Source organism: Sphingobium fluminis, from assembly GCF_037723805.1.
GTDB lineage: Bacteria > Pseudomonadota > Alphaproteobacteria > Sphingomonadales > Sphingomonadaceae > Sphingobium.
In genome coordinates, this window is the sequence record NZ_JBBJUK010000001.1 from 443879 (window position 1) to 465907 (window position 22029).

The following is a 22029-nucleotide window of genomic DNA, read 5'->3' on the forward strand; positions in this document are numbered from 1 at the left end:
CTGAGCGGACGATGTGAAAGAGCTGGTGGGCGAGCCTTATCGCATGGCGGGGTGGCTGTAGGACAGGGGGTGCATGCATGCAAACCAGTGGCGTGGGACGAGATGGATTCCCGCTTTCGCGGGAATGACGGGTGAGGGGTTGGACATGTTCGCGGTCAGGCGATCAGTAGCCGTGCCTCGTCACTTGTCGCTTGCAGGAACGCCACCGGGCCGCCCGCCTCCACGCTGTCCGGCAGATCGGCCGCCGACAATGCGGCCAGTGCCAGCCCGCTCTGGCAGGCCGTGACGGCGACACCGAGCGACAAGGCTTCGGCCAGCAGGGCCGTCAGAGTCGGCAATCCGGCGCGGCCATGTGCTTCGTCTTCGGGAGCGCCCAGCGGCGCGCGCAGCAGCGCCACCGCGTCGAGTTGCAGGAAGATCGCCGCTTCGCCACCCAAAGCTGCCTGCGCCGACGCCAGCACCAGCGCGCCGCGAAACCGTTCCGCGTCCGCCGTCGTGACGACGATCCTTAAGTCCCGCATAGTTCCACGGCGCAGGCGGGACAGGCTGGGTCCTTGGCGACGTCGAGCGAACGGAAGCGCATCGAGAGCAGGTCGGCGATGAGCAGCCGGCCCGCCATGTCGGTGCCGAAGGGCACCAGCGCGCGGATCACTTCGAGCGCGGCGAGGCTGCCCATTACGCCGGTCAGCGCGCCGATCACGCCGGTTTCGGCGCAATTGCGCTCTGGCGCATCCTCGGGCGAACCGACGAGGCAGCGATAGCAAGGCTTGTCCGCTTCCCAGCCGCGATAGGTGGCGAGTTGTCCCTCGAACGGGCCGACCGCCGCCGAGACCAGCGGGATGCGCAAGCCATGGGCGGCGTCCGCCACCGCCAGCCGGGTTGCGAAACTGTCGCAGCCGTCGAGCACCACATCGGCATCACGCAGCATCAGGCGGGCATTGTCGGCGTCGATCCGCATATTGATCGGGATGAGCTTCACATCGGGATTGATCCGCGCGACCGCCGCCATCGCCCGTTCCGCCTTGGGCGCGTCGATATCGGCGGTGCCGAACAATATCTGGCGCTGGAGATTGGACAAAGCGACATGATCGTCGTCGATCACCCGGATCGTGCCGACCCCGGCGGCCGCCAGATAGAGGATCGCCGGGCTGCCGATGCCACCCGCGCCGATCACCGCGACGTCGGCCGACAGCAGCCGCGCCTGCCCCGCGCCGCCGATCTCCTTGAGCACGATATGGCGGGCATAGCGCTCCAGCTGCGCGTCGGTCATGGTCATGAGGCGATACCGGTCGATCCGAAGCCGCCGGACCCGCGCGCAGTGTCGTCCAATATCTCGACTTCGGCGAAGGTGGCGATCTGGACCCGCGCGGCGACGAGTTGCGCGATGCGGTCGCCGCGCGCGATGACAAAGGGCTGGTCGCCAAGGTTGATGAGGATGATCTTGAGTTCGCCGCGATAATCGGCGTCGATCGTGCCCGGCGTGTTGGGCAGCGAAATGCCATGTTTGAGCGCGAGGCCCGAGCGCGGGCGGACCTGCACCTCATAGCCTTCGGGAATGGCCATGGCGAAGCCGGTCGCGACGGCATGACGACCGCCGGGGGGCAGGGTCAGGTCTTCCGCCGACACCACGTCCATGCCCGCCGCGTGCGCAGTGGCATAGGCGGGTACGGGCAGGCCCTGTCCATGAGACAGACGCTTCAGGCGGATTTCAATCGGCGCGAAAGACATTGGCGACCTTTTCGATGAGGCGGCTGGCGACGGCGGCCTTGGGCATGTCGGCCCAGCTTTCCACGCCGTCGGCGGTGACGATATGGATCGCGTTGGTCTCGCCACCCATTACATCGCCAGACACGTCATTGGCGACGATCCAGTCCGCGCCCTTTTTCGCAAGCTTGGCTTGTGCATGTTCGGTGACATTCTGGGTTTCGGCGGCGAAGCCGATCAGCAGGGCGGGGCGGCTGGACGAGGTGCCAAGCGTCGCTAAAATGTCGGGATTTTCGACGAGAGCCAGCGGAGCGGGCGCGCCGGAGCCATCCTTTTTGATCTTTTGGCCGACGGCATCGGCCGTGCGCCAGTCGGCCACCGCCGCGACCATGATCGCGACATCGGCGGGCAGCGCGGCCTCGACCGCGCCTAGCATCTCGCGCGCGGTTTCGACATCGACCCGCTTCACCCCGGCCGGGGTCGGCAGGGCGACCGGCCCCGCCACCAGCGTGACCCGCGCCCCGGCCTGCGCGGCGGCGGCGGCAATGGCGAAACCCTGTTTGCCCGACGAGCGGTTGGCGATGAAGCGCACCGGATCGATCGGTTCATGCGTGGGGCCGGCAGTGATGAGGACGTGCCGCCCGGCCAGCCCGCCTTTGTTGGGGGGCGGAGCGAAGTCGGGTTGGTCCGTGAGCGGATCGGGCAAGGGGGGAAGAGCGAGCAGCCGTTCGATTTCGCGCGCGATCGCTTCGGGTTCGGGCAGGCGGCCCTTGCCATATTCGCCGCAGGCCATGTCGCCATCGTCCGGCTCCATGATGTGGATGCCGTCGGCGCGGAGCCGCTCCAGATTGCGCTGGGTCGCCCGGTGATGCCACATCCGCACGTTCATCGCCGGCACGGCCAGCACCGGCTTGTCGGTGGCGAGCAGGATCGTGGTGGCGAGATCGTCGGCGATGCCGTTCGCCATCTTCGCCAGGATATTGGCGGTGGCGGGGGCGATGACGATCAGGTCGGCCTGCCGGCTGAGCTGGATATGGCCGATCTCGCGCTCTTCCTTGAGGTCGAACAATTGTCCGAAGACATGATCCTCCGTCAGCACGCCGAGCGAGAGCGGGGTGACGAATTTTTCCGCGCTTTCCGTCAGCACGGCGCGCACGGCGATGCCCTTGCGCCTGAGCAGGCGGACGAGTTCGAGCGACTTGTAGGCCGCGATGCCACCGGAGACGATGAGGAGGATGCGCTGGGTCATGACTCGAGCGATTTGATTTCCTCCACGCATAGCTGTTCAAGCGAGCCGAGATCATTGGCGGCTGTATCCCACAGACGGCTTGGCGTTACTCGCCGATATTGGTGAGCCACGATGTTGCGCAATCCTGTCATCGCCGTCCATGGCATGTGGGCGTGTCGCTCTCGCAAACGTTCCGACAGCTTGTTTGCATATTCTCCTATCATCGAAAGGCGATAAGCGAGCAGGTCAATGTCATCGTCGCTTTCGACGAAACTGACCGCAGACACCTTGCCCATATGCGCCCTGATCCGCTCGATGAGCAGGAGAATCGTCTGAAGGACAGCCAGATCACGCTCTTCCGGCAGCATCAGAAGATGGTTATCATGTCTTGAGCGGCATGGCGGGCGATAGTGGGCATCAGCATGTCCTGCTCCGCAAGATCGACATCCTTGCCCAGCAGCTTTTCCAATTGCAATTGCAAGCCGATAAAATCCAGAAGGCTGACGACTTGACCTTTGTCGATCTCGCACATCAGGTCGACGTCCGAATCCTCTCGATTGTCGCCGCGCGCGACCGATCCGAACAGCGCGAGCGCGGTGATGCCCGCGGCGCGCAGTTCGGCCTCATGCGGCTTGATCCGGGCAATGGCTTCCTCGCGGGTCATGGCCTCAGGATAATAGCAATGTCGCGCCAATGCCAGCCGCCGCCGCAACCAGCGCTACCAGCGCATAGCGCCAGCCGCCGCCGACGCGGATCAGCCTGACTTCGGTCAGCGGCGGCGGGGGTGGCGCGCCGCCCCTTTCCGGGAAAGCATCCTCGATCCGGCGAACGAGGTCGGGCAGGCGCTGCAAGGTGCGCCAGTTCTGGATGAGGGCGTCGGCGGCTTTTGCTTCGGGGCCCAGTTCGGTGCGCAGCCATTCCTTCACATAGGGGCCGCTGGTTTCCCACATGTTGATTTCCGGGTCGAGCGCCGTCGCCACGCCCTCCACCATCACCATCGTCTTTTGCAGCAGCAGCAGGTGCGGCTGGGTTTGCATGTCGAAATCGCGGGTGATCGCAAACAGCCCGTCGAGCATGCCGCCGACCGAGAGTTCGCTGACCGGCTTGCCCCGCATCGGTTCGCCTACGGCGCGCAGGGCGGTGGCGAATTCGGCGACATCGTGATGGGCGGGGACATATTGCGCCTCGAAATGGATTTCGGCGACGCGCCTGTAATTGCCGGTGATGAGACCGTAGAGAATTTCCGCCAGCCACATACGCGCGCGCCGGTCTATTCGCCCCATGATGCCGAAGTCGATCGCCGCGATCTCGCCCTTGGGCGTTACGAACAGATTGCCCTGATGCATATCCGCATGGAAGAAGCCCTCCGCGATCGCCTGGCGCAGGAAAGCGTTGACGAGGCGGGCTGCGATCGCCTTGACGTCATGCCCCGCCGCGATGATGGCGGCGCGGTCGGCGATCTTGACGCCGTCGACCCAGGCCATGGTCATGACCTTGCCCGATGTCCGGTCCCAGTCGATGGCCGGGATGATATAGCCCGGCTCGGCCACCATCGCTTCGGCCAGTTCCGAGGCGGAAGCCGCTTCGCGCCGCAAGTCGAGTTCGCGCGCGGTCCAGCGTTTGAGGTTGGCGACGACGAGGCGGGGGCGCAGGCGGGCGACTTCGCCGCCCAGCATTTCGAGATGGGCGGCGGCCCATTCATAGGTGGCGATGTCGCGGTTGAAGCGGTCGGCCACGCCGGGGCGGATGATCTTGACCGCGACGGTGCGGCCGTCGGTGGTGACGGCGCGATGCACCTGCGCGATCGAGGCTGCGCCTACGGGCGCTTCGTCGAAGCTTGCGTAGATATCTTCGAGGGGGCGGCCGAAACTCTGTTCGATTTCCGCGCGGATCGTCGCGAAGGGTACGGGGGGAAGCGCATCCTGCAAGCGCAGCAGGTCGTTGGCGGCATGTTCTCCCACCAGATCGGGCCGGGTCGCGAGCGTCTGGCCGAGCTTGATCGCCGCCGGGCCGATCGCCTGGAACGCGTCGGCATAGCGCGGCTGCTTGGGCACGCGCGCGCCGAGCCGGGCAAGCCGCGCCAGCCGCCGGACCGGGGCGGGGGTCAGCGGATCGCGCTCGATCCCCCTCAACGCGCCGTGGCGCGCGAGGATGCGGCCCCATTTGAGCAGCCGCCAGATATGCGTGACATGGGAGGTCATTTAGCTGGTCTTGATCCCCGCCTGCGCGAGGACATGAGCGGTGATACCGCTCATGCCTTCCAGCCGCTGTGGATCGCGACAAGACCGCCCAGGATCGGCTCGACCTTCGTGTTCGCAAAGCCGGCCGCGCGAATCATGTTTTCGAACTGGGGCATAGGGGGGAAGCGGCAGATCGATTCGATCAGGTAGCGATAGCTGTCCTCATCGCCTGCGAGCAGCTTGCCGAGCTTGGGCACCATCCGGTGCGAATAGACATCATATACATCGGAAAAGCCCGGCCAGGTCGTGGTCGAAAATTCGAGGCAGAAAAAGCGCCCGCCGAATTTGAGCACGCGGTGCGCTTGGGCCAGTGCCTTGTCGATATGGGTGACGTTGCGGATGCCGAAGGCGATCGTATAAGCGTCGAAGCTGCGGTCGGAAAAGCTGAGGTCCTCGGCATTTTGTTCCGACCAGGCGAGACCTTCAAATCCCTTCTTGGCGGCGCGCTCGACGCCGACGGCAAGCATTTCGGGATTGATGTCCGACACCGTCACCTGCGCGCCCTGCTTTGCCATGCGGAAGGCGATGTCTCCGGTCCCGCCGGCCATGTCGAGGATCGCCTCGCCGGGGCGGGGCTTCACGCGGGCGACGAACTGGTCCTTCCACAGGCGATGCGCGCCCATCGACATGGCGTCGTTCATCAGATCATATTTGGCGGCGACATTGGAAAAGACGGCGCGGACCATGCCGGCCTTTTGCGCGGCATCGACGTCGCGATAGCCAAAGGATGCGGTGTCGTTCATGGCATGAGCCTCTAGCCATGATTTGAACGGCCCGCCAGCGTCAAGGCTGGGATTATGCCCGTTGCTGTCCTAGATAGCGGCGATGCCGGAGCTTCCCGAAGTCGAGACCACCGTCGCTGGCCTGCGCGCCGTGCTGCAAGGCGCGGTGCTGACGCGAATCGAGCCGCGCCGCGCGGACCTGCGCTTTCCGATCCCCGTCGATCTGCGCCAGCGGTTGACCGGCGCGCGCGTGACGGGTCTGTCGCGGCGCGCCAAATATGGCCTGATCGATACCGAGCGCGGCGACACGATGATCTTTCACCTGGGCATGTCGGGCCGCTGGCGGATCGACCCGGTCGAAATCGGGACTCATGACCATCTGCTGATAGAGACCGATGCGGGCCATATGCTCGCGCTCAACGATCCGCGCCGGTTCGGGTCGCTCGATCTGGTGCGCAGCGACGCGTGGCAAAGCTATGCGCCCTTCACCCGCATGGGCCCCGAGCCGCTCGGCCCGGATTTCAGCGCCGCCGTGCTGGCGGCGGCCCTCGATGGCAAGGCGACGTCGATCAAGGCCGCACTGCTGGACCAACGGATCGTCGCGGGGCTGGGCAATATCTATGTGTGCGAAGCGCTCAACATGGCCCGAATCGCGCCCACGCGCGCGGCGGGGCGAATCGGCGCGGCGCGGCTCAAGGCGCTGGTAGAGGCGATTCGCTCGGTTCTGGCGGCCGCGATCATGGCGGGCGGATCGACCCTGCGCGATTATGCGCGGCCCGACGGCGAGCTTGGCTATTTTTCCAAACAATGGCGGGTCTATGGTCGCGAAGGGCTGGCATGCCCGTGCGGCGGCACGATTCGCCGCCGCGTCGATGGCGGCCGATCGACCTTTTACTGCCCGACATGCCAGCATTAGCCGGCTGTCCCCGGTTGACGATGGCCCCCGGGCGCTGTAAGGGCCACGCCTTCACGAGCCACCGGCCTGTCCCGGAGGGTTCTTTCACGAGATTTGCAAGCCCGAGGATCTAAATGGCCAATACGCCGCAAGCCAAGAAGCGCATCCGCCGCAACGAGCGCCGCGCCGAAATCAATGGCGCCCGCATCAGCCGCATTCGTACCCTGGTGAAGAAGGTCGAAAGTGCGCTTGCCCTTGGCGACAAGGACGCGGCGACCATCGCGCTCCAGAGCGTTCAGCCCGAGCTGGCCCGTGGCGTCGCGCGCGGCGTGCTGCACAAGAATACGGCATCGCGCAAGTTCGGCCGCCTGACCAAGCGAGTCAGCGCGCTCGGCTAAGCCGGCTTCAGCGTCGATTTTCAAAAGCCCGTCCCGATCCATCGGGGCGGGCTTTTCGCATATGTCGTTCATGGAACGGTCATTTTCAGGGAGTGGCGCATTTCCCGCGATTCGACGCGCCGCAGCATAAAATCCATTAAATAAACTACTGAAATATATACATAAATTCATTGCCGTTCGTTTTCCGTGGGTTTACCGAGTCAACGGTCTTTATTTCATTTTTTTGACGGGTCTCGCTCTTGATCCCATGGCGCGGGCCTGTCTAATTTAGCTCTCGGGCCGCCAATCGAATCATTTGGTGGCCATCAACTGGCTGAACATGCGCAAGATGGTCGGAAAAGCGGGGGCTTTTTCCGAACGGGGTCGTTGCGTCGTTTTTTTGGCCTTGGGGGGCCGGCATCATGATAGGATCAGGGGTCATATGAAGGACGGGACGGCCATGGCGATGTCTCAGGCAGGAACGGGAGCGCAGGACGTTGCGCCGCTCGACGCTGCCTGGAGCGCCATTCGCACTGGCCTGCGCCGCGACATCGGCGCACGCATGTTCGATCAGTGGCTCAAGCCCGCGCTGCTCGGCGATTATTGCCCCGATTCGCAGACGCTCGATCTGTATTTCTCATCGGACTTCACGGCCAATTTCGTGACCGGCCAGTTTGGCGACCGCCTGCGCATGGCCTGGCGCAGTGCCGCTGTTGGCGTCCGCGAGGTTCGCATCCTCCGGGCACCCGACGCGTCCGGGCCTCGCCTGCTGGAGGTTGCAGCTGCGCCTGCGGCAGAGCACGCGCCGCCGATGGTCGCGTCAGCCGCCGCGAGCAATTTCACCCCGCGCCATGATTTCGCGGGCTTTGTGACCGGCGAAAGCAACCGCCTCGCCTTTTCCGCGGCGCAGGCGATGGCGGCGCGCGCCGAACCGCGCTTCAGCCCGCTGTTCATCCATGGCGGGACCGGGCAGGGCAAGACGCACTTGCTGCACGCGATCGCCGCGGCCTTCATCGCGGACATGCCGGGCGCGCCGGTACTCTACATGTCGGCCGAACGCTTCATGATGGAATTTGTGAACGCGATGCGCGCCAACGAAACGATGGCGTTCAAGGCGCGGCTGCGCGCGGCCCGGCTGCTGCTGATCGACGATATCCAGTTCATCGCCGGCAAGGGTTCGACGCAGGAGGAATTTCTCCACACGATCAATGACCTGATCGATTCTGGCGCGCGCATCATCATCACCGCCGATCGTGCGCCGCAGATGCTGGACGCGATCGACCCGCGCATCCTCTCGCGCCTCGCCGGTGGCCTGGTCGCGGATATCCAGCCGCCGGCGCTCGACCTGCGCCTCGCTATCCTGGAAACCAAGCGCGCTTTCGCAGGCGACCCGCCGGTGCCGGACGCGGTGATCGATTTCCTCGCCCGGTCGATCCGGTCGAACGTGCGCGAACTGGAAGGGGCGTTCAACAAGCTGATAGCCTATGGCCAGCTGACCGGACGGTCGATCGACCTGGAATTCGCGCAGGCGATGCTGGCGGACGCCGTGCGCGCCAATGCCCGCCGAGTCACGGTGGACGAGATCCAGAAGCTGTGCGCCGCCCATTACAAGATCGACGCATCGGAAATGCGCTCCAAGCGCCGCGCCCGCGCCATCGCGCGCCCACGTCAGGTGGCGATGTACCTCGCCAAGAAGATGACGCCGCGCTCGCTGCCCGAAATCGGCCGCATCTTCGGCGGGCGCGATCACAGCACCGTCATCCACGCCGTCCGTACGATCGAGGCGCTGCGCCAGAGCAATCCCGATATCGACGCCGACGTCCGCGCGTTGCTGCGTCAGTTGGAGGGGTAGGCCGGCGCGACTCAGGAGAGTGTTCGCGCGGAGGCGCGAGGAGGCGGAGATCGCTTTTGCGAAGGCGGGCCTTCGCGTCTTTTCCTGAGAGATATCCGGGTGTGGCGAGGAGCAGGACCGGGCGCGAGGATGCAACCGCCTCCGCGTCCTCCGCGCCTCCGCGCGAAAAACAGGCTGTAACGAACATCTCGGCACCAACGCCTTTGGCGTCAGGATGAACATTTCCATTAAGCGACATCCGCTCTAGTCTTGGCGGTATGATTCGATCGCTCTGGCTGCTCCTTCTCGCTCTGCTGACCGCCGGTCCCGTTGCCGCGCAGGTGGCGACCCCTTCTCCCCCGCCGGACGTGCGGGTCGCGCTTGAGACGAGTGCGGGGCGCGTGGTCGTCGCCGTGCATGTCGGGCAGGCGCCGGTCACGGGCGGGAATTTTCTGCGCTATGTCGATCAGAAGCGCTTCGATGGCAAGATCTTCTACCGCGCCTTCGGTACGCCCGATTATGGTTTCGTCCAGGGGGGTACGAAGAACGACCCCAAGCGGGTGCGCCCGCCGATCGCGCATGAGCCGACGACGAAGACCGGCCTGACCCATGATGACGGCGCGCTGTCGATGGCGCGCGACGTGCCCGGTACGGCGAACGGCGATTTCTTCATCGTGCTCGGCAAGATGCCCAGCATGGACGCCGACCCCAAGGCGCCGGGCGACAATCAGGGCTATGCCGTGTTCGCCCATGTCGTGGAAGGGCTGGAGGTGGTGAAGGCGATCGTCGCCGCGCCCCGGTCACCCACGGCGGGGGAGGGCGCAATGAAGGGTCAGATGCTGGAACCGCCAGTGAAGATAGTGACTGCGCGGCGGCTGCCCTGAAACCATAAAAAGCCCGGCGACCGATGATCGCCGGGCTTTATGCGTTATGTGGGACGGAGGATCAGCGCCTGGGCTCGGGCGGCAGCGTGATCTTCACATTTTCGCCATTCTGTCCGGGGAAATTGGTGAACATCGCATCGATGAGATTGGGCACCAGATAGGTGAGCTTGTTCGACAGCGACTGCGCGCTGGCCTTGCCTTCGAACAGGCGGCGATTGTCCACGGCTCGATCGATCCTGACGCTCAGGTCGCTGGTATAGACCGTATAGCTGCTGATGTCGCTATAGCCGCCTCCGCCAAACAGCCAGGGATCGTAGAAGCCATAACCCCATGGCCGGCCCCAGCCGCCGCGCCGGGCCCATCCGCCACCCCAGCCGAAGCCGCCATAGGAGCCGTAGAAGGGATCGGGCCCGAAGCCGCCGCCAAAGCCCGTACTGCGCACCTTTTCCCGGCCGGCGTCGATGTCATAGGCGACGCGCACGATGAGGTCGGCACGGGCCGGGTCGCTCGCGGCGACATAGCCGGTCTGCGCCAGCCGCGCCGCCACCAGATCGGCATAATGCCCGAATTCAAGCCCGCCTGCGAGGCGGGGATCGTCGGCGACGACGGCGAAGCTCTGCCCGGCGGGGGCGGGAAGCTGCTGGAAGCGGGCAACGTCCGCCTTGAAGGGAGTCGCGCAACCCGACAAAGTCGCGAGCGCGAGAAATGGCGCCGCGACCAGACCAATCTTGTTGAAACGGATCATTTTTCTGCGTCCTGTATCAGGCATGGGTCTGCCATTCATTCTTGCGCCCGGCGGTAGCAGAACGCAACTGAACATCGATTGAACGTACCGAATGCCCGGATGGGCGCAATCGCTGCTCTTCTGAAGATGAGGACGCTGTGACCCGGCGCAACCCGTCAGCGCATCAGGCCCATCGCGTCATAGGCGGCGCGCAGCGTCGGTTCTGCCGCTGCTGCCGCTCTGGCGGCGCCTTTTTCCAGGATCGCGTCCAGCGCCGCATCGTCCGTGCGCAGCGCAACGAATCGCTCGCGGATCGGGCGGAGCGCGGCGGTCAGCAGGTCGCCCAGCGCCGGTTTGAACGCGCCGAATCCCTTGCCGGCAAATTCCGCGCAGACCGCGTCGGGCGAACAGCCCGCCAGCACGGCATAGATGCCGACGAGATTGTTCGCCTCCGGCCGTCCGGCGAGGCCCTCTGCCATTTCAGGCAGCGGTTCGGGATCGGTCTTGGCCTTTTTCACCTTTTGCATGATGAGGTCGTCATCGTCGGTCAGGTTGATCCGGCTCATGTCGCTGGGGTCGGATTTCGACATTTTCGCGGTGCCGTCGCGCAGCGACATGATGCGCGCGCTTTCCTTCGGGATGATGGGGGCGGGCAGGGTGAACAGATCGACCCCGAAATCGGCGTTGAACTTGGCCGCTATGTCGCGCGCCAGCTCCAGATGCTGTTTCTGGTCCTCGCCCACCGGCACATGGGTGGCGTTATAGGCGAGGATGTCGGCGGCCTGGAGCACGGGATAGACGAACAGGCCGACCGATGCGCCCTCGCGATCCTTGCCCGCCTTATCCTTGAACTGGGTCATGCGATTGAGCCAGCCGATCCGCGCGGTGCCGTTGAGCAGCCAGGCCAGTTCGGCATGGGCGGGCACCCGCGCCTGATTGAACAGCACGGAGCGGTCGGGGTCGATCCCCGCCGCCACCAGCGCGGCGGCCATGTCGCGCACGTTGCGGATGCGCTGTTCGCGCGTCTCGTGCACCGTGATCGAATGCATGTCGGCGAGGAAGAAGAAGCACTGGCTGGCGCTGTCCATCTCGTCCTGCATCCGCACCCAGTTGCGGATCGCGCCTAGATAATTGCCAAGGTGCAGATTGCCGGTCGGCTGGATGCCGGAAAGGACGCGCATGTGACTGATCCGTTCTTCTAATCGGTGGCGGCTCGGCGGCGCATCAGCGCCCTCAAGTCGGCGATCCGGTAGGCGCCGGTCGCGAAACAGGCGAGCCCGTACATCGCGACGCCCGCGCCGACAAGGGCGGCGAGTGCCAGATAGCGGTGAAGCATCGGCCCGGTGAGCCAGGGATAGAGCGGCCCGTCGAACAGTAAAAGTGCCGCGCCCATCGCGATCGCGGCGAGTGCGAGCCGGGGCAGTCGTCGCTTCAACTGCGCATCGGCGGCGAAATGGCCGCGTGCGACGAGCGTGCGATAGAGCATGAAGACATTGACCGTGGAGGCCAGCGCGGTCGCCAGCGGTGGCCCGACATGGCCGATCCCGAAGCGGCCAAGCAGCGGAATGAGCGTGATATTGCCGATGATGTTGATGAAGATGGACAGCATCGCATAGCGCACCGGCGTCCTGGTGTCGCCGCGCGCATAATAGCCGGGGGTGAGCACCTTGACGAGCACATAGGAGGGAAGCCCGATCGAGAAAGCCGACAGCGCCCAGCCGCAGGCGCGTGCATCCTCTATGGTGAAGCGGCCATATTGGAACAGGCCGCGCACGATCGGCTCGGCAACGACAATGAAGGCGATGGTCGCTGGCAAGGTCAGAAACAGCGCCAGCTCGATCCCGCGATTCTGCGTTTCCATCGCCGCGCCTTCCTCGCCGCGCGAAAGCATGCGCGAGATGGTCGGCAGCAATATGGTGCCAAGGCCGATGCCGATGAGGCCGAGCGGCAACTGGTTCAGGCGATCGGCATAGTAGATATAGGTGATCGAACCCGACGCCAGCAGCCAGCCCGAAAGCGCGGTAGAGATCAGCAGGTTGATCTGCGAGGCGCCCGCCCCGGCGGCGGCGGGCAGGATGAGGCGCAGCAGGTCGCGCACATCCTTGTCGAGGCGCGGCCGGCGGAGGCGCATCGACACGCCAGCGCGGCGGCAGGCGAGGATCAGCCACAGGAGTTGCAGCGCGCCGCCCACGGTGACGGAAATCGCCTGTACCCGGGCGGTTTCATATTCGTTCGCGCCGTGAAACAGCCATAGACCCGCGATCATCGCGACATTGAGAAGGATCGGCGCGGCGGCATTGACCCAGAATTTATCGAGCGAATTGAGGATGCCGCCGAGCAGCGAGGCAAGCGAGATGAGCGCCAGATAGGGCAAGGTGATCCGCGCGAGCATGACCGCAAAGTCGAATTGCGCTGGCGTCGGGTTCTGGCGCGAAAAACCGCCCGACAGCGCCCAGGTGATCGGCCAGGCGGCGGCGATCAGCAACAAAGTGAAGCCGATCAGGACCGGCAGCAGGACGGCGAGCGCGCGCTCGGCGAAATCATAGCCCGCCGGCAGGCCGCCTTCGCCCGCCGCCTTGCGGTTGAACATCGGTATGAAGGCGGCCGAAAACGCGCCCTCGGCGAACAGGGCGCGGAACATGTTGGGCAGGCGGAAGGCGACGCCGTTGAAGGCGTCCGACGCGAACCCCGCACCGACATAGCGCGCTGCCAGCGAATCGCGCACCAGCGCCAGGATCCGGCTTGCGAGCGTCAGCCCGCCGACCGATCCGAGGGCTTTGGCGAGCTTCATCGATCCGCCATGCCGCAAATGCCCCGTTCGTCCTGAGTAGCCGTTGAGCCCGTCGAAGCGGCGAATCGAAGGATGCGGTCTGGCGCGGATGCTTCGATTCGGGCCTTCGGCAAGCTCAGTCCCTACTCAGCACGAACGGTTGTGGGAGAGATCAGGCGTTGCCGGCCGGCTCGCCTGCGGTCGCTTCCAGTTGCTGCGCCTGTTGAAGGTAGAGCGCGCCGAAATCGATGGGGTCGAGCAGCAGCGGCGGGAAGCCGCCGTCGCGGATCGCGTCGGCCAGCACCCGGCGGGCGAACGGGAAGATGAGGCGGGGCGCTTCGGCCAGCATGAAGGGCTGCATCTGGTCGTCGGGCACGTTGCGCATGCCAAAAAGCGCCGCATAGAGCAGTTCGACGGCGAAAGCGGTGCCTTCGGGGGCGGTCGCCTTGACCTCGATCTTGAGCACGATCTCGACCACGTCGTCGGCGACCTTTTCCGCGCCGATATTGAACTGGACGTCGATCTGCGGCTGATCCTGCCACTGATAGACCGCCGGGGCGTTCGGGTTTTCGAACGACAGATCCTTCACATATTGGCTGATGAGCGCGATCTGCGGGCTCGTATCCGCGCCATTGCCCTGCAAAATCGTCGACTGGATCGTATCGGCTTCGTCGGCCATCTTTTGTCCTTGCTAAGTCCGTTGGCAGCGGGCGCGGACGCCCACCGATAATGACCCGCGCGCTTAGCAGGGGCGGATAAGCAGGGCAATGCCGGGCGCGCGCGCCGCCCTATTTGAATATGGGCTCAAACATGCCTATGTTGTTCCCATCAATCCTTCGAACAAAGGGTTTTGCCCCTCGTGTATGTGATCGTCATCCTCGCCATGATTGCCGGATTTCTGGCATTGCGGCTCTATTCCGTGCTGGGAAAGCGAACCGGGCACGAGCAGGAACCCGCGCCCCGGCCGGCCGATGAGCGCGCCAAGGTGACGCTGGTACAGCCGCGCCCTTCGGCCGACAGCCCCGCCGATTCGGTGCGGCTGGCCGATGGTTTGATTGCGCCCGGTGGCGAAGCCGGGGTCCGCGCGCTGATCGCGTCCGATCGCCAGTTCGACGTGCCGCAATTTGTGGACGGCGCGAAGTCCGCCTATCGCATGGTGCTCGAAGCCTTCTGGCGCGGCGACCGCGATGAACTGGCATGGCTGTGCGACAGCGACGTGCTGGCCTCTTTCGAAGAGGCGATCGCCGCGCGCGAGGCGCAGGGCGAGGTGCTCGACAATCGACTGGTGCGCATCGAGAAGGCGCAGATCATGAGCGCGGCGGTCAACGGCCGGGTCGCCGAAGTGACGCTGCGCTTCGAAGCGGACATGGCGGCGATCACGCGCGATCGGGACGGCAATGTGATCGCCGGGTCGATGACGGATGCGATCAGCACCAACGACATCTGGACCTTCACTCGCGATATCGGCAGCGCCGACCCCAATTGGAAGCTTAGCGAAACCGACGAGGCATGACGCAGCGCCAGTCGGGCGCCGCGCTGCTCGCCGCGCTTCTGCTTTCCGCCTGCGCCGGGGGCGTCATCCCGCCCACAGGGGCAGGTCCGGCGCCGCAGCGGCCAGCGGTCGTCGACGCACGGGGCGATGACGTCGCGACCCGGCCGGTTGCAGCAACGCCGCGGCCCGTTCTGGCCCCCGCCCTTCCCTTCGATCAGTCGACCGACATCGCCACCGCAGTCGGTGCGGGATTGACGCTGGGGCCCGACATATCGTCGCTCGTCCCGCCCGGCGAACGATCGCGCAAGGCGTTGCAGGCGTTTCGGCTCTCCTGCCCGGGGCTGATGAAGCGGACCGACGCGAGCGGCCTGACGCGCGGGGCGGACTGGAACAATGCCTGCGCGGCGGCGTCGAGCTGGCCGCAAGCCAGCGCCAATGCATTTTTCGCGCGCTATTTCGAAGCGGTTCAGGTGGGGACCGGGGCGGCTTTCGTCACCGGCTATTATGAGCCGGAGATTGCCGGCGCGCGCAGCCGTCAGCCGGGCTATGACGTGCCGATCTATCGCCGCCCGCCCGAGCTGGTCGACGTGAATCTCGGTCTGTTCAGCGATGCGCTGAAGGGCAAGACCATTCGCGGCAAGGTGGAGGGCGGCAATTTCGTGCCGTTCGACGAACGGGGGCAGATCGTCGCGGGGTCGCTGGCCGGGCGCGGGCTCGAACTGGCCTGGGCCGCCGATCCGGTCGAATTCTTCTTTCTTCAGGTGCAGGGCAGCGGCCGGCTGCTGCTGCCCGACGGCGGTGTCATGCGCATCGGCTATGACGGGCAGAACGGCCGCGACTATAGTGGTATCGGCAAGCTGATGAAGGATCGCGGGCTGATCCAGTCGGGGTCGATGCAGGACATCATGGCCTGGCTGCGCGCTCACCCTGTCGACGGCGCGGCGATCATGAACGAGAATAAGAGCTTCGTCTTCTTCCGCGAACTGGCTAGCGGGCCGGTCGGCGCGATGGGGGTGGAGGTGACCCCCGAAGCCACGGTCGCGGCAGACCCCAAATATGTGCCGCTGGGCGCGCCGGTCCTGCTCTCGCTCGACCGCGCCGAACCCAATGGCATATGGATCGCGCAGGACACCGGCGGGGCGATCAAGGGCGCGAACCGCTTCGATAGTTTCTGGGGCGCGGGCGCGCGGGCACGCGGCATTGCAGGTGGCATGTCGGCGCGGGGCAGCGCCCTCATACTGCTGCCCATCGGCAGCTATGCGCGCCTGCGAACGCCATGAACCGCCATGGCGCGCCGACATCTTTCCCCCGATGAAGAGTCGCTCTGGACGGCGCTGACCCGCTCGGTGCGGGCGCTCCGGCCGGTGGTTGAGCGTCCCGTGCCGCCAAAGCCCGCAGCGACAATACCGGCCAGGAAGGGGTTGACGGTCGCTCCGTTTCGGCCCGCCGCGCCGGTCAAGCCCGTTGCCCCGGCGCCCGCCGCCATGCTCGATTCGGCATGGGAGCGGCGCATCCGCAGCGGGTCGCTCGCGCCCGACATGACGATCGACCTGCACGGGCACAGCCTGGCCGCCGCCCATGCCAGGCTTAATCAGGCGCTGTCGGCGGCCATTGCCCGCGATCTGCGCGTGATATTGGTCGTGACCGGCAAACCGCCCAAAAATGGCGCTTGGGGCGACGGATCGCGGCGCGGGGCGATCCGTGCGGAGATCGGCCAGTGGCTCGGCTCCGGTTCCTACGCCGCCAGCGTCGCGAGCGTTCGCATCGCCCATAGACGACATGGCGGCGACGGCGCGCTCTACATAATATTGCGACGCAAAAAATAGCGAAAACACAGGCTTCCACTGACTTTTCCTTAACCACTATCCTTCATATCCGATCGATCAATCGGCCAGTATTTGGCCCAAGCGGGTTGGGAGGCATATGCACGGCGTGACATTGAAAAGCCGCGCCGCTGCGTTCGCTTGCAGCGCGGGAGCGCTGGTCTTCATCCTCTCGCTGGTGCTTGGGCATGGAGAGGGCGACGATGTCGTTGCCGTCGGCCGTTCGCTGATCATCGCAATCCTGTGCGGCACGATGAGCTGGGCCTCGGCGCAACGCACGATCGCGACGACCGCCGCCGCCCTGGACGCCGCGATCGAGCGGCTGCTGGGCGCCGCGCATGGCGATCTCCAGTCGCGGGTGCCGAGCGGCGTCGCACTCGAACTGCCCGATCTCGCCGTCGCGATGGAAAGCCTGCTCAGTCAGGTGCGTACCAATCTCGACCATGTTCAGGCGCTCGCGCTGTTCGATCAGGTGACCGGGCTTGCCAATCGCACCAGCTTTTGCCGGCAAGTCGAGCGTCAGCTCGGCGAGCGCGCGCAGTCGGGGCCTGGGGCGGGCGCGGCGGTGCTGTTCTTCATCGATCTCGACGGGTTCAAGGGAGTCAACGACACGCTGGGGCATGCGGCCGGGGACCAGTTGCTCGCACGCGTCGCCGGGCGGCTGCGCGAAGTCGGCATGGCGCAGGCCAGCGCGGGAACGGGTGATGCGATCATCGGCCGGCTCGCGGGCGACGAGTTCACGATGTTCTTTTCCAGCCTGCCGAACAAGGACGTGGCGCAGCGGATCGCGCGCGCGATCCAGTTCGCGCTGGGGGAACGATTTGATCTTGGCAGCCAGCATATCGACCTTGGCGCGTCGATCGGCATCGCCTGCTATCCCGATCATGGCGATACCCTGTCCGCGCTGCTGCGGTCGGCCGATATCGCCATGTATCATGCCAAGCATGAAGGGCGCGGCCGGGCGGAGATGTTCACCGCCGAACTGGCGCTCGAAGCCGCCGACCGCGCCGACCTTGAGCGCGACCTGCTGCTGGCGCTGGATCGGGAGGAGTTTCTGCTCGAATTCCAGCCGCAGATCGACATTATGAGCGGCCGCGCGGTGGCGGCCGAAGCGCTGGTGCGCTGGGCGCATCCCGAACATGACATCGTCTTGCCGGGCTTCTTCGTGCCCGTGGCGGAAGAGAGCGGTACGATCGTCGCGCTCGGCGACTGGGTGATGAGCCGGGTCTGCGAGACCGCCGCGCGCTGGGCTGGGCAGGGCATCCACCAGCGAATCGCCATGAATATTTCCACGCGCGAGCTGGCGCAGGCCGATTTCTTCCTGCGCCTGCGCCACGCGATGGCGACGCACCGGACGCCGCCCTCGATGCTGGAGCTGGAGATCACCGAATCGCTGGCGATGGAGATGGAGCCGCGCATTCTCGATGCGCTGGCTGCCCTGCGGCGGGACGGGGTACGGATCGCGATCGACGATTTCGGCACCGGTTATTCCAACCTGTCGCGGCTCAAGGAACTCCCGGTCGACCGGGTGAAGATCGACCGCAGCCTCGTGCGCGACATCGCGACATCGGCCGAAGCGCGCACCATTTGCAGCGCGGTCGTCGGCCTGATCCAGGGGCTGGGCATGGAAGTGGTGGTCGAGGGCATCGAGACGCAGGCGCAGATGGAGATGCTGCGCGTGATCGGATGCACCCTCTTCCAGGGCTACCACCTCGCGCATCCGACCCGTGAGGCCGATTATATCGATCGTTTTGCCGCTTCGCCGGCAGGGGCGGAGCGCCGCTCGCTTTGATCAGCCGTTGAGGGCGCGTCGCACGACCAGCCCGTAAATCCGGGCGAGATCGCGCAGATCGTCCAGCGCCACCGCTTCGTCCAGCTTGTGCATGGTCGCGTTGTTGAGGCCGAATTCCACCACAGGGCAAAGACGCGAGAGGAAGCGCGCGTCCGACGTGCCGCCCGTGGTCGACAGTTCCGTCTCTATGCCCGTCACGTCCCGGATCGCGTCCGCCACCAGCGAGGACAGCGCGCCCGGCGCGGTGAGGAAGGGTTCACCGCTGATCTTCGCTTCGACGGTGCCGCCTTCGGGCGCGGCGATCGCGGTGATGCGTTCGATAAGCGACACGCCGCTGTGCCGGTCGTTGAAGCGGATCGAGATGCGCGCGGTCGCGGCACCGGGGATGATGTTGTGCGCGCTATTGCCGACCTCGAGGTCGGTGATCTCGATATTGCTCGGCTGGAACCAGTCGGTGCCTTCGTCCAGCACCTCCGCCTCGATCGCGGTGAGGATGCGCAGCAGGCGCGGGATCGGATTGTCGGCCAGGTGCGGATAGGCGACATGGCCCTGAACGCCCGCCACGCGGACCCACATATTGACCGAACCGCGACGGCCGATCTTGACGACATCGCCCAGCCGCACCGACGAGGTGGGTTCGCCGACGAGGCAGAGATCGGGGCGCAGCTCGCGCGCCGCCATCCGGTCGATCAGCGCCAGCGTGCCATAGGTGGCAGGACCTTCCTCATCGCCGGTGATGATCAGGCTGATCGTGCCGGGCAGATCGGCGGGCAGATCCTCCAGCGCGGCGACGAAAGCGGCGATCGCGCCTTTCATGTCGACCGCGCCGCGTCCGAACAGCAGGTCGCCCCTGATCTGCGCGCTGAACGGATCGGCGGTCCAGCCCGGCCCCGGCGGCACGACGTCGAGATGGCCAGCAAAAGCGAAATGCGGCCCCGCGCCGGTCGTGCGCCAGGCCAGCAGATTTTCGACCGCCCCATCGGGGGCTTCCCCGGTCGTGAAGCGGTCGACGGTAAAGCCGAGCGGGGTCAGCATCGCTTCGAGCGCAACGAACACATCGCCTCGTGCGGGGGTGACGGACGGGCAGGCGATCAGGCGCTGGGCAAGGGCCACGGGATCGGCACTGGTGCTGTTCATGGTCATGACGCGGCGTTAGCGAATGCGGTGGTTCTTGGCCAGCGGGTCGGGACCAGACGCTATACACCAAAAGGAAGATGGTGCGCGCAGAGGCGCTAAGGACGCGGAGAGCATCTCAATTATACTGGCGTGCAGCCGATTTATCGCGGGTCCACCCTGCGGCGCGACCGAGAAGGCAAAATAAATATCGCTGCGTCCTCTGCGCCTCCGCGCGAAATTATTGAACCACCTGTCAGGCCGGCCTTACGGATTTACAGCGGGCAATGCGGCGTCCAGCGCCGCGACGGTGCCGCTGCCCTCAGGTTCGCCCGCCATCGACGCCGCGACCTTTTCCGCCGCCGGCATCACGCGCAGGATATTTTCGCCGGCGAGTTTGGCGAGATCGGCGTCGCTCCAGCCACGGCGCATCAGTTCGGCCAGCAAAGCGGGATAGGTCTCGACGCCGCCCAACCCCTCGGGCATGCGACCGACGCCGTCGAAATCGCTGCCGATGCCGACATGGTCGACGCCGGCCACTCTGGCGATATGGTCGATATGATCGGCGACCTGCGCGAGCGTGGCGACCGGCTCAGGATTGGCCTTTTCCCATATTTCCAGCGCCGCCTTCGCCGCCACCGGATCGCCGATGTGCAGCCCGCCGAAGGGCGGCGCATTGTTGCGCGCAATCTCAGCGCTGCGGGCCGCGCCCCAGACGCGGCGCGCTTCGGAGATGTATTGCGGCGCATAGTTGACCATCACCAACCCGCCATTGGCCGCGACTTGGCGGAGCACCGCGTCCGAGACGTTGCGCGGCGTGTCGCACAGCGCCCGCGCGCTCGAATGGGAAAAGATGACCGGCGCTTTCGTCACGCGCAGCGCGTCGAGCATCACGCCCTCGCTGACATGGCTGAGGTCGACCAGCATGCCCAGCCGATTGAGTTCGTGCACTACCGCTTCGCCAAAGGGGGTCAGGCCGTCGTGCCGGGGATCGTCGGTCGCGCTGTCCGCCCAGGCGATGGTGCGGCTGTGGGTGAGCGTCAGATAGCCTGCGCCAAGCTGCTTATAGGCGCGCAGCACGGCCAGGCTTTCATCGATCTGGCCACCGCCCTCGACCCCGATCATCGACGCGATCCGGCCCGCCTTGTGCGCGGCGCGCACCTGCGCCGCTGTCGTCGCGAGCGCGAAGGTCTGGGGGTAGCGACGGGCGAAATTGTGAACTAGTTCGATCTGTTCGATCGTAGCCTTCACCTGCTGGAGGGCGGGCAGGTCGGCCGAAACCCAGACCGACCAGAACTGCCCGCCGACCTTGCCGGCGCGCAGGCGGGCGATGTCCGTCTGATACGCCTTGGGGTCCAGCGTTTCGAGCGACGTCGTCCAGCGCGCATCCTTCGCCTTTTCGGCGAGTGCCTCCGCCCAGTCATTATGCCCGTCGATGAGCGGGGTGCGCGCCAGCAGTCTGGCGATGCGCGCGGCATAGGGATCGGGCGCGGCGAGCGCGGGCGACGGGAGGGCGGCGAGCAGCAGGGGCAGGGCGGCGAACATCTTCATGCGGCGAGCCTAGGCCGGCGCGGTTCCAAGTCAATGACGCGCCTGCGCTCGCGCGGGCTTTCCTCCCTCGCCTGCTCTGCTAGACCGGGCGGCAATGACGATCGATCCCGTAATGCTGTTGCAGGCCTATGCCATCGGCGTGTTCCCGATGTCCGACGATCGCGACGCACGGGACGTCTATTGGGTCGAACCGAAAAAGCGCGCCATCCTGCCGCTCGACGGCTTTCACCTGTCGCATTCGCTGGCCAAGGTGATCCGCAGGGAGCGATTCGCGGTGACGGCCAATCGCGATTTCGCCGGCATCCTCGCGCTGTGCGCGCAGGCCGCGCCGGACCGGCCCTCCACATGGATCAACGCCGCGATCGAGCGCGCCTATCGGCATCTGCACGCCATCGGCTTTGCCCATTCGATCGAATGCTGGGACGGTGACGAGCTGGTCGGCGGGCTTTATGGCGTCGCGCTCGGCCGCGCCTTTTTCGGCGAAAGCATGGTGTCGCGTCGCACGGACGCATCGAAGGTGGCGCTGGCCTGGCTGGTGGCGCGGCTACGCGCGGGTGGCTTCACCCTGCTCGACTGCCAGTTCATGACCGATCATCTGCAATCGCTGGGCGCGACCGAAATCAGCCAGAAGGATTATCTGGTGCTGCTTGGCGAAGCGGTGGCGGACGTGCCGCTCGGCTCGGGACGGGCCGTACTGGCCGACGGCTCGGGCGAGGCGGCTTCGCTGGCGTTCGCGGCGCTGGCGGGCGAGGCCGCCGATCCGCCGGCCGATCCGCTCACCGGCTCGCCCTTGTCGCCCAGCTTGACCGTATCGGGGCCGGTCTCTGGCCAGGACATCGTGCAGCTTTTGACCCAGACGTCGAAGACAGGGTGCTGAACGACA

At 65.7% G+C, this 22029-nt stretch carries 23 protein-coding genes; 9 read left to right on the forward strand and 14 right to left on the reverse strand.

Going from position 1 to position 22029, the window contains the following annotated elements:
- Nucleotides 1–155: 155 nt before the first annotated feature.
- Genes WG907_RS02175 through WG907_RS02210 form a run of 8 tightly spaced genes read right to left on the reverse strand, consistent with a single transcriptional unit; the run spans nt 156 to nt 5915 of the window.
- Nucleotides 156–521: a DsrE family protein gene (locus tag WG907_RS02175; protein WP_340230939.1), complete on the reverse strand. Its 366-nt coding sequence runs from the start codon at nt 519–521 to the stop codon at nt 156–158.
- Entirely contained in the window at nt 509–1276 is a 768-nt protein-coding gene (locus tag WG907_RS02180; protein ID WP_340230940.1) for a HesA/MoeB/ThiF family protein, read from the reverse strand. Before WG907_RS02180 ends, WG907_RS02175 begins: the two co-directional genes overlap by 13 nt.
- Nucleotides 1273–1728: a dUTP diphosphatase gene (dut, locus tag WG907_RS02185; protein WP_340230942.1), complete on the reverse strand. Its 456-nt coding sequence runs from the start codon at nt 1726–1728 to the stop codon at nt 1273–1275. The genes WG907_RS02180 and dut overlap by 4 nt, the downstream gene beginning before the upstream one ends.
- A complete protein-coding gene (gene coaBC, locus WG907_RS02190) occupies nt 1709–2953 on the reverse strand; it encodes a bifunctional phosphopantothenoylcysteine decarboxylase/phosphopantothenate--cysteine ligase CoaBC (RefSeq protein ID WP_340230944.1) in 1245 nt (414 codons plus the stop codon). Before coaBC ends, dut begins: the two co-directional genes overlap by 20 nt.
- Nucleotides 2950–3300: a HepT-like ribonuclease domain-containing protein gene (locus tag WG907_RS02195; RefSeq protein WP_340230945.1), complete on the reverse strand. Its 351-nt coding sequence runs from the start codon at nt 3298–3300 to the stop codon at nt 2950–2952. Before WG907_RS02195 ends, coaBC begins: the two co-directional genes overlap by 4 nt.
- A complete protein-coding gene (locus tag WG907_RS02200; protein WP_340230946.1) occupies nt 3300–3596 on the reverse strand; it encodes a nucleotidyltransferase family protein in 297 nt (98 codons plus the stop codon). The genes WG907_RS02195 and WG907_RS02200 overlap by 1 nt, the downstream gene beginning before the upstream one ends.
- 4 nt (nt 3597–3600) lie before the next feature.
- A complete protein-coding gene (gene ubiB / locus WG907_RS02205; protein ID WP_340230947.1) occupies nt 3601–5133 on the reverse strand; it encodes a 2-polyprenylphenol 6-hydroxylase in 1533 nt (510 codons plus the stop codon).
- Between the two features lie 50 nt (nt 5134–5183).
- Nucleotides 5184–5915 (reverse strand): class I SAM-dependent methyltransferase, encoded by a 732-nt coding sequence (locus WG907_RS02210; RefSeq protein ID WP_340230948.1) that lies wholly within the window; start codon nt 5913–5915, stop codon nt 5184–5186.
- Nucleotides 5916–5997: 82 nt separating this feature from the next.
- On the opposite strand from WG907_RS02210, the gene mutM reads away from it, so the two are divergent.
- The 4 genes from mutM (at nt 5998) to WG907_RS02230 (ending at nt 9881) form a co-directional block, all read left to right on the forward strand.
- The gene (mutM, locus tag WG907_RS02215; RefSeq protein WP_340230949.1) at nt 5998–6810 is read left to right on the forward strand and encodes a bifunctional DNA-formamidopyrimidine glycosylase/DNA-(apurinic or apyrimidinic site) lyase; all 813 of its coding nucleotides are present in this window, start codon (nt 5998–6000) and stop codon (nt 6808–6810) included.
- A gap of 113 nt (nt 6811–6923) precedes the next feature.
- The gene (gene rpsT, locus WG907_RS02220) at nt 6924–7187 is read left to right on the forward strand and encodes a 30S ribosomal protein S20 (protein WP_340230950.1); all 264 of its coding nucleotides are present in this window, start codon (nt 6924–6926) and stop codon (nt 7185–7187) included.
- A gap of 439 nt (nt 7188–7626) precedes the next feature.
- Complete coding sequence (gene dnaA / locus WG907_RS02225; protein WP_445326771.1) at nt 7627–9018, forward strand: chromosomal replication initiator protein DnaA; 1392 nt, start codon at nt 7627–7629, stop codon at nt 9016–9018.
- A gap of 257 nt (nt 9019–9275) precedes the next feature.
- Complete coding sequence (locus tag WG907_RS02230) at nt 9276–9881, forward strand: peptidylprolyl isomerase (RefSeq protein ID WP_340230952.1); 606 nt, start codon at nt 9276–9278, stop codon at nt 9879–9881.
- 61 nt (nt 9882–9942) lie between these two features.
- Here the strand turns inward: WG907_RS02230 and WG907_RS02235 are convergent, their stop codons facing one another.
- From WG907_RS02235 to secB, 4 genes are all read right to left on the reverse strand, one after another.
- Complete coding sequence (locus tag WG907_RS02235; RefSeq protein ID WP_340230953.1) at nt 9943–10626, reverse strand: DUF4136 domain-containing protein; 684 nt, start codon at nt 10624–10626, stop codon at nt 9943–9945.
- A gap of 155 nt (nt 10627–10781) precedes the next feature.
- Entirely contained in the window at nt 10782–11786 is a 1005-nt protein-coding gene (trpS, locus tag WG907_RS02240) for a tryptophan--tRNA ligase (RefSeq protein WP_340230954.1), read from the reverse strand.
- A gap of 17 nt (nt 11787–11803) precedes the next feature.
- The gene (murJ, locus tag WG907_RS02245; protein ID WP_340230955.1) at nt 11804–13396 is read right to left on the reverse strand and encodes a murein biosynthesis integral membrane protein MurJ; all 1593 of its coding nucleotides are present in this window, start codon (nt 13394–13396) and stop codon (nt 11804–11806) included.
- 151 nt (nt 13397–13547) lie between these two features.
- The gene (secB, locus tag WG907_RS02250) at nt 13548–14054 is read right to left on the reverse strand and encodes a protein-export chaperone SecB (protein WP_340230956.1); all 507 of its coding nucleotides are present in this window, start codon (nt 14052–14054) and stop codon (nt 13548–13550) included.
- A 180-nt stretch (nt 14055–14234) separates the two neighbouring features.
- Here secB and WG907_RS02255 point away from each other — a divergent pair, with 180 nt between their 5' ends.
- From WG907_RS02255 to WG907_RS02270, 4 genes are all read left to right on the forward strand, one after another.
- A complete protein-coding gene (locus WG907_RS02255; RefSeq protein WP_340230957.1) occupies nt 14235–14888 on the forward strand; it encodes a Tim44/TimA family putative adaptor protein in 654 nt (217 codons plus the stop codon).
- A complete protein-coding gene (mltA, locus tag WG907_RS02260; RefSeq protein ID WP_340230958.1) occupies nt 14885–16147 on the forward strand; it encodes a murein transglycosylase A in 1263 nt (420 codons plus the stop codon). The genes WG907_RS02255 and mltA overlap by 4 nt, the downstream gene beginning before the upstream one ends.
- Before the next feature lie 6 nt (nt 16148–16153).
- Entirely contained in the window at nt 16154–16693 is a 540-nt protein-coding gene (locus WG907_RS02265; protein ID WP_340230959.1) for a Smr/MutS family protein, read from the forward strand.
- Nucleotides 16694–16790: 97 nt separating this feature from the next.
- Nucleotides 16791–18482, forward strand: coding sequence for a putative bifunctional diguanylate cyclase/phosphodiesterase (locus WG907_RS02270; protein WP_340230960.1), 1692 nt, complete (start codon nt 16791–16793; stop codon nt 18480–18482).
- On the opposite strand, the gene dapE is transcribed toward WG907_RS02270, so the two are convergent.
- The gene (gene dapE, locus WG907_RS02275) at nt 18483–19625 is read right to left on the reverse strand and encodes a succinyl-diaminopimelate desuccinylase (RefSeq protein ID WP_340230961.1); all 1143 of its coding nucleotides are present in this window, start codon (nt 19623–19625) and stop codon (nt 18483–18485) included.
- A 237-nt stretch (nt 19626–19862) separates the two neighbouring features.
- On the reverse strand, nt 19863–21146 hold the full coding sequence (locus WG907_RS02280; RefSeq protein WP_340230962.1) for a dipeptidase: 1284 nt from the start codon (nt 21144–21146) through the stop codon (nt 19863–19865).
- A 94-nt stretch (nt 21147–21240) separates the two neighbouring features.
- On the opposite strand from WG907_RS02280, the gene aat reads away from it, so the two are divergent.
- On the forward strand, nt 21241–22023 hold the full coding sequence (gene aat, locus WG907_RS02285) for a leucyl/phenylalanyl-tRNA--protein transferase (RefSeq protein ID WP_340230963.1): 783 nt from the start codon (nt 21241–21243) through the stop codon (nt 22021–22023).
- Nucleotides 22024–22029 lie beyond the last annotated feature (6 nt).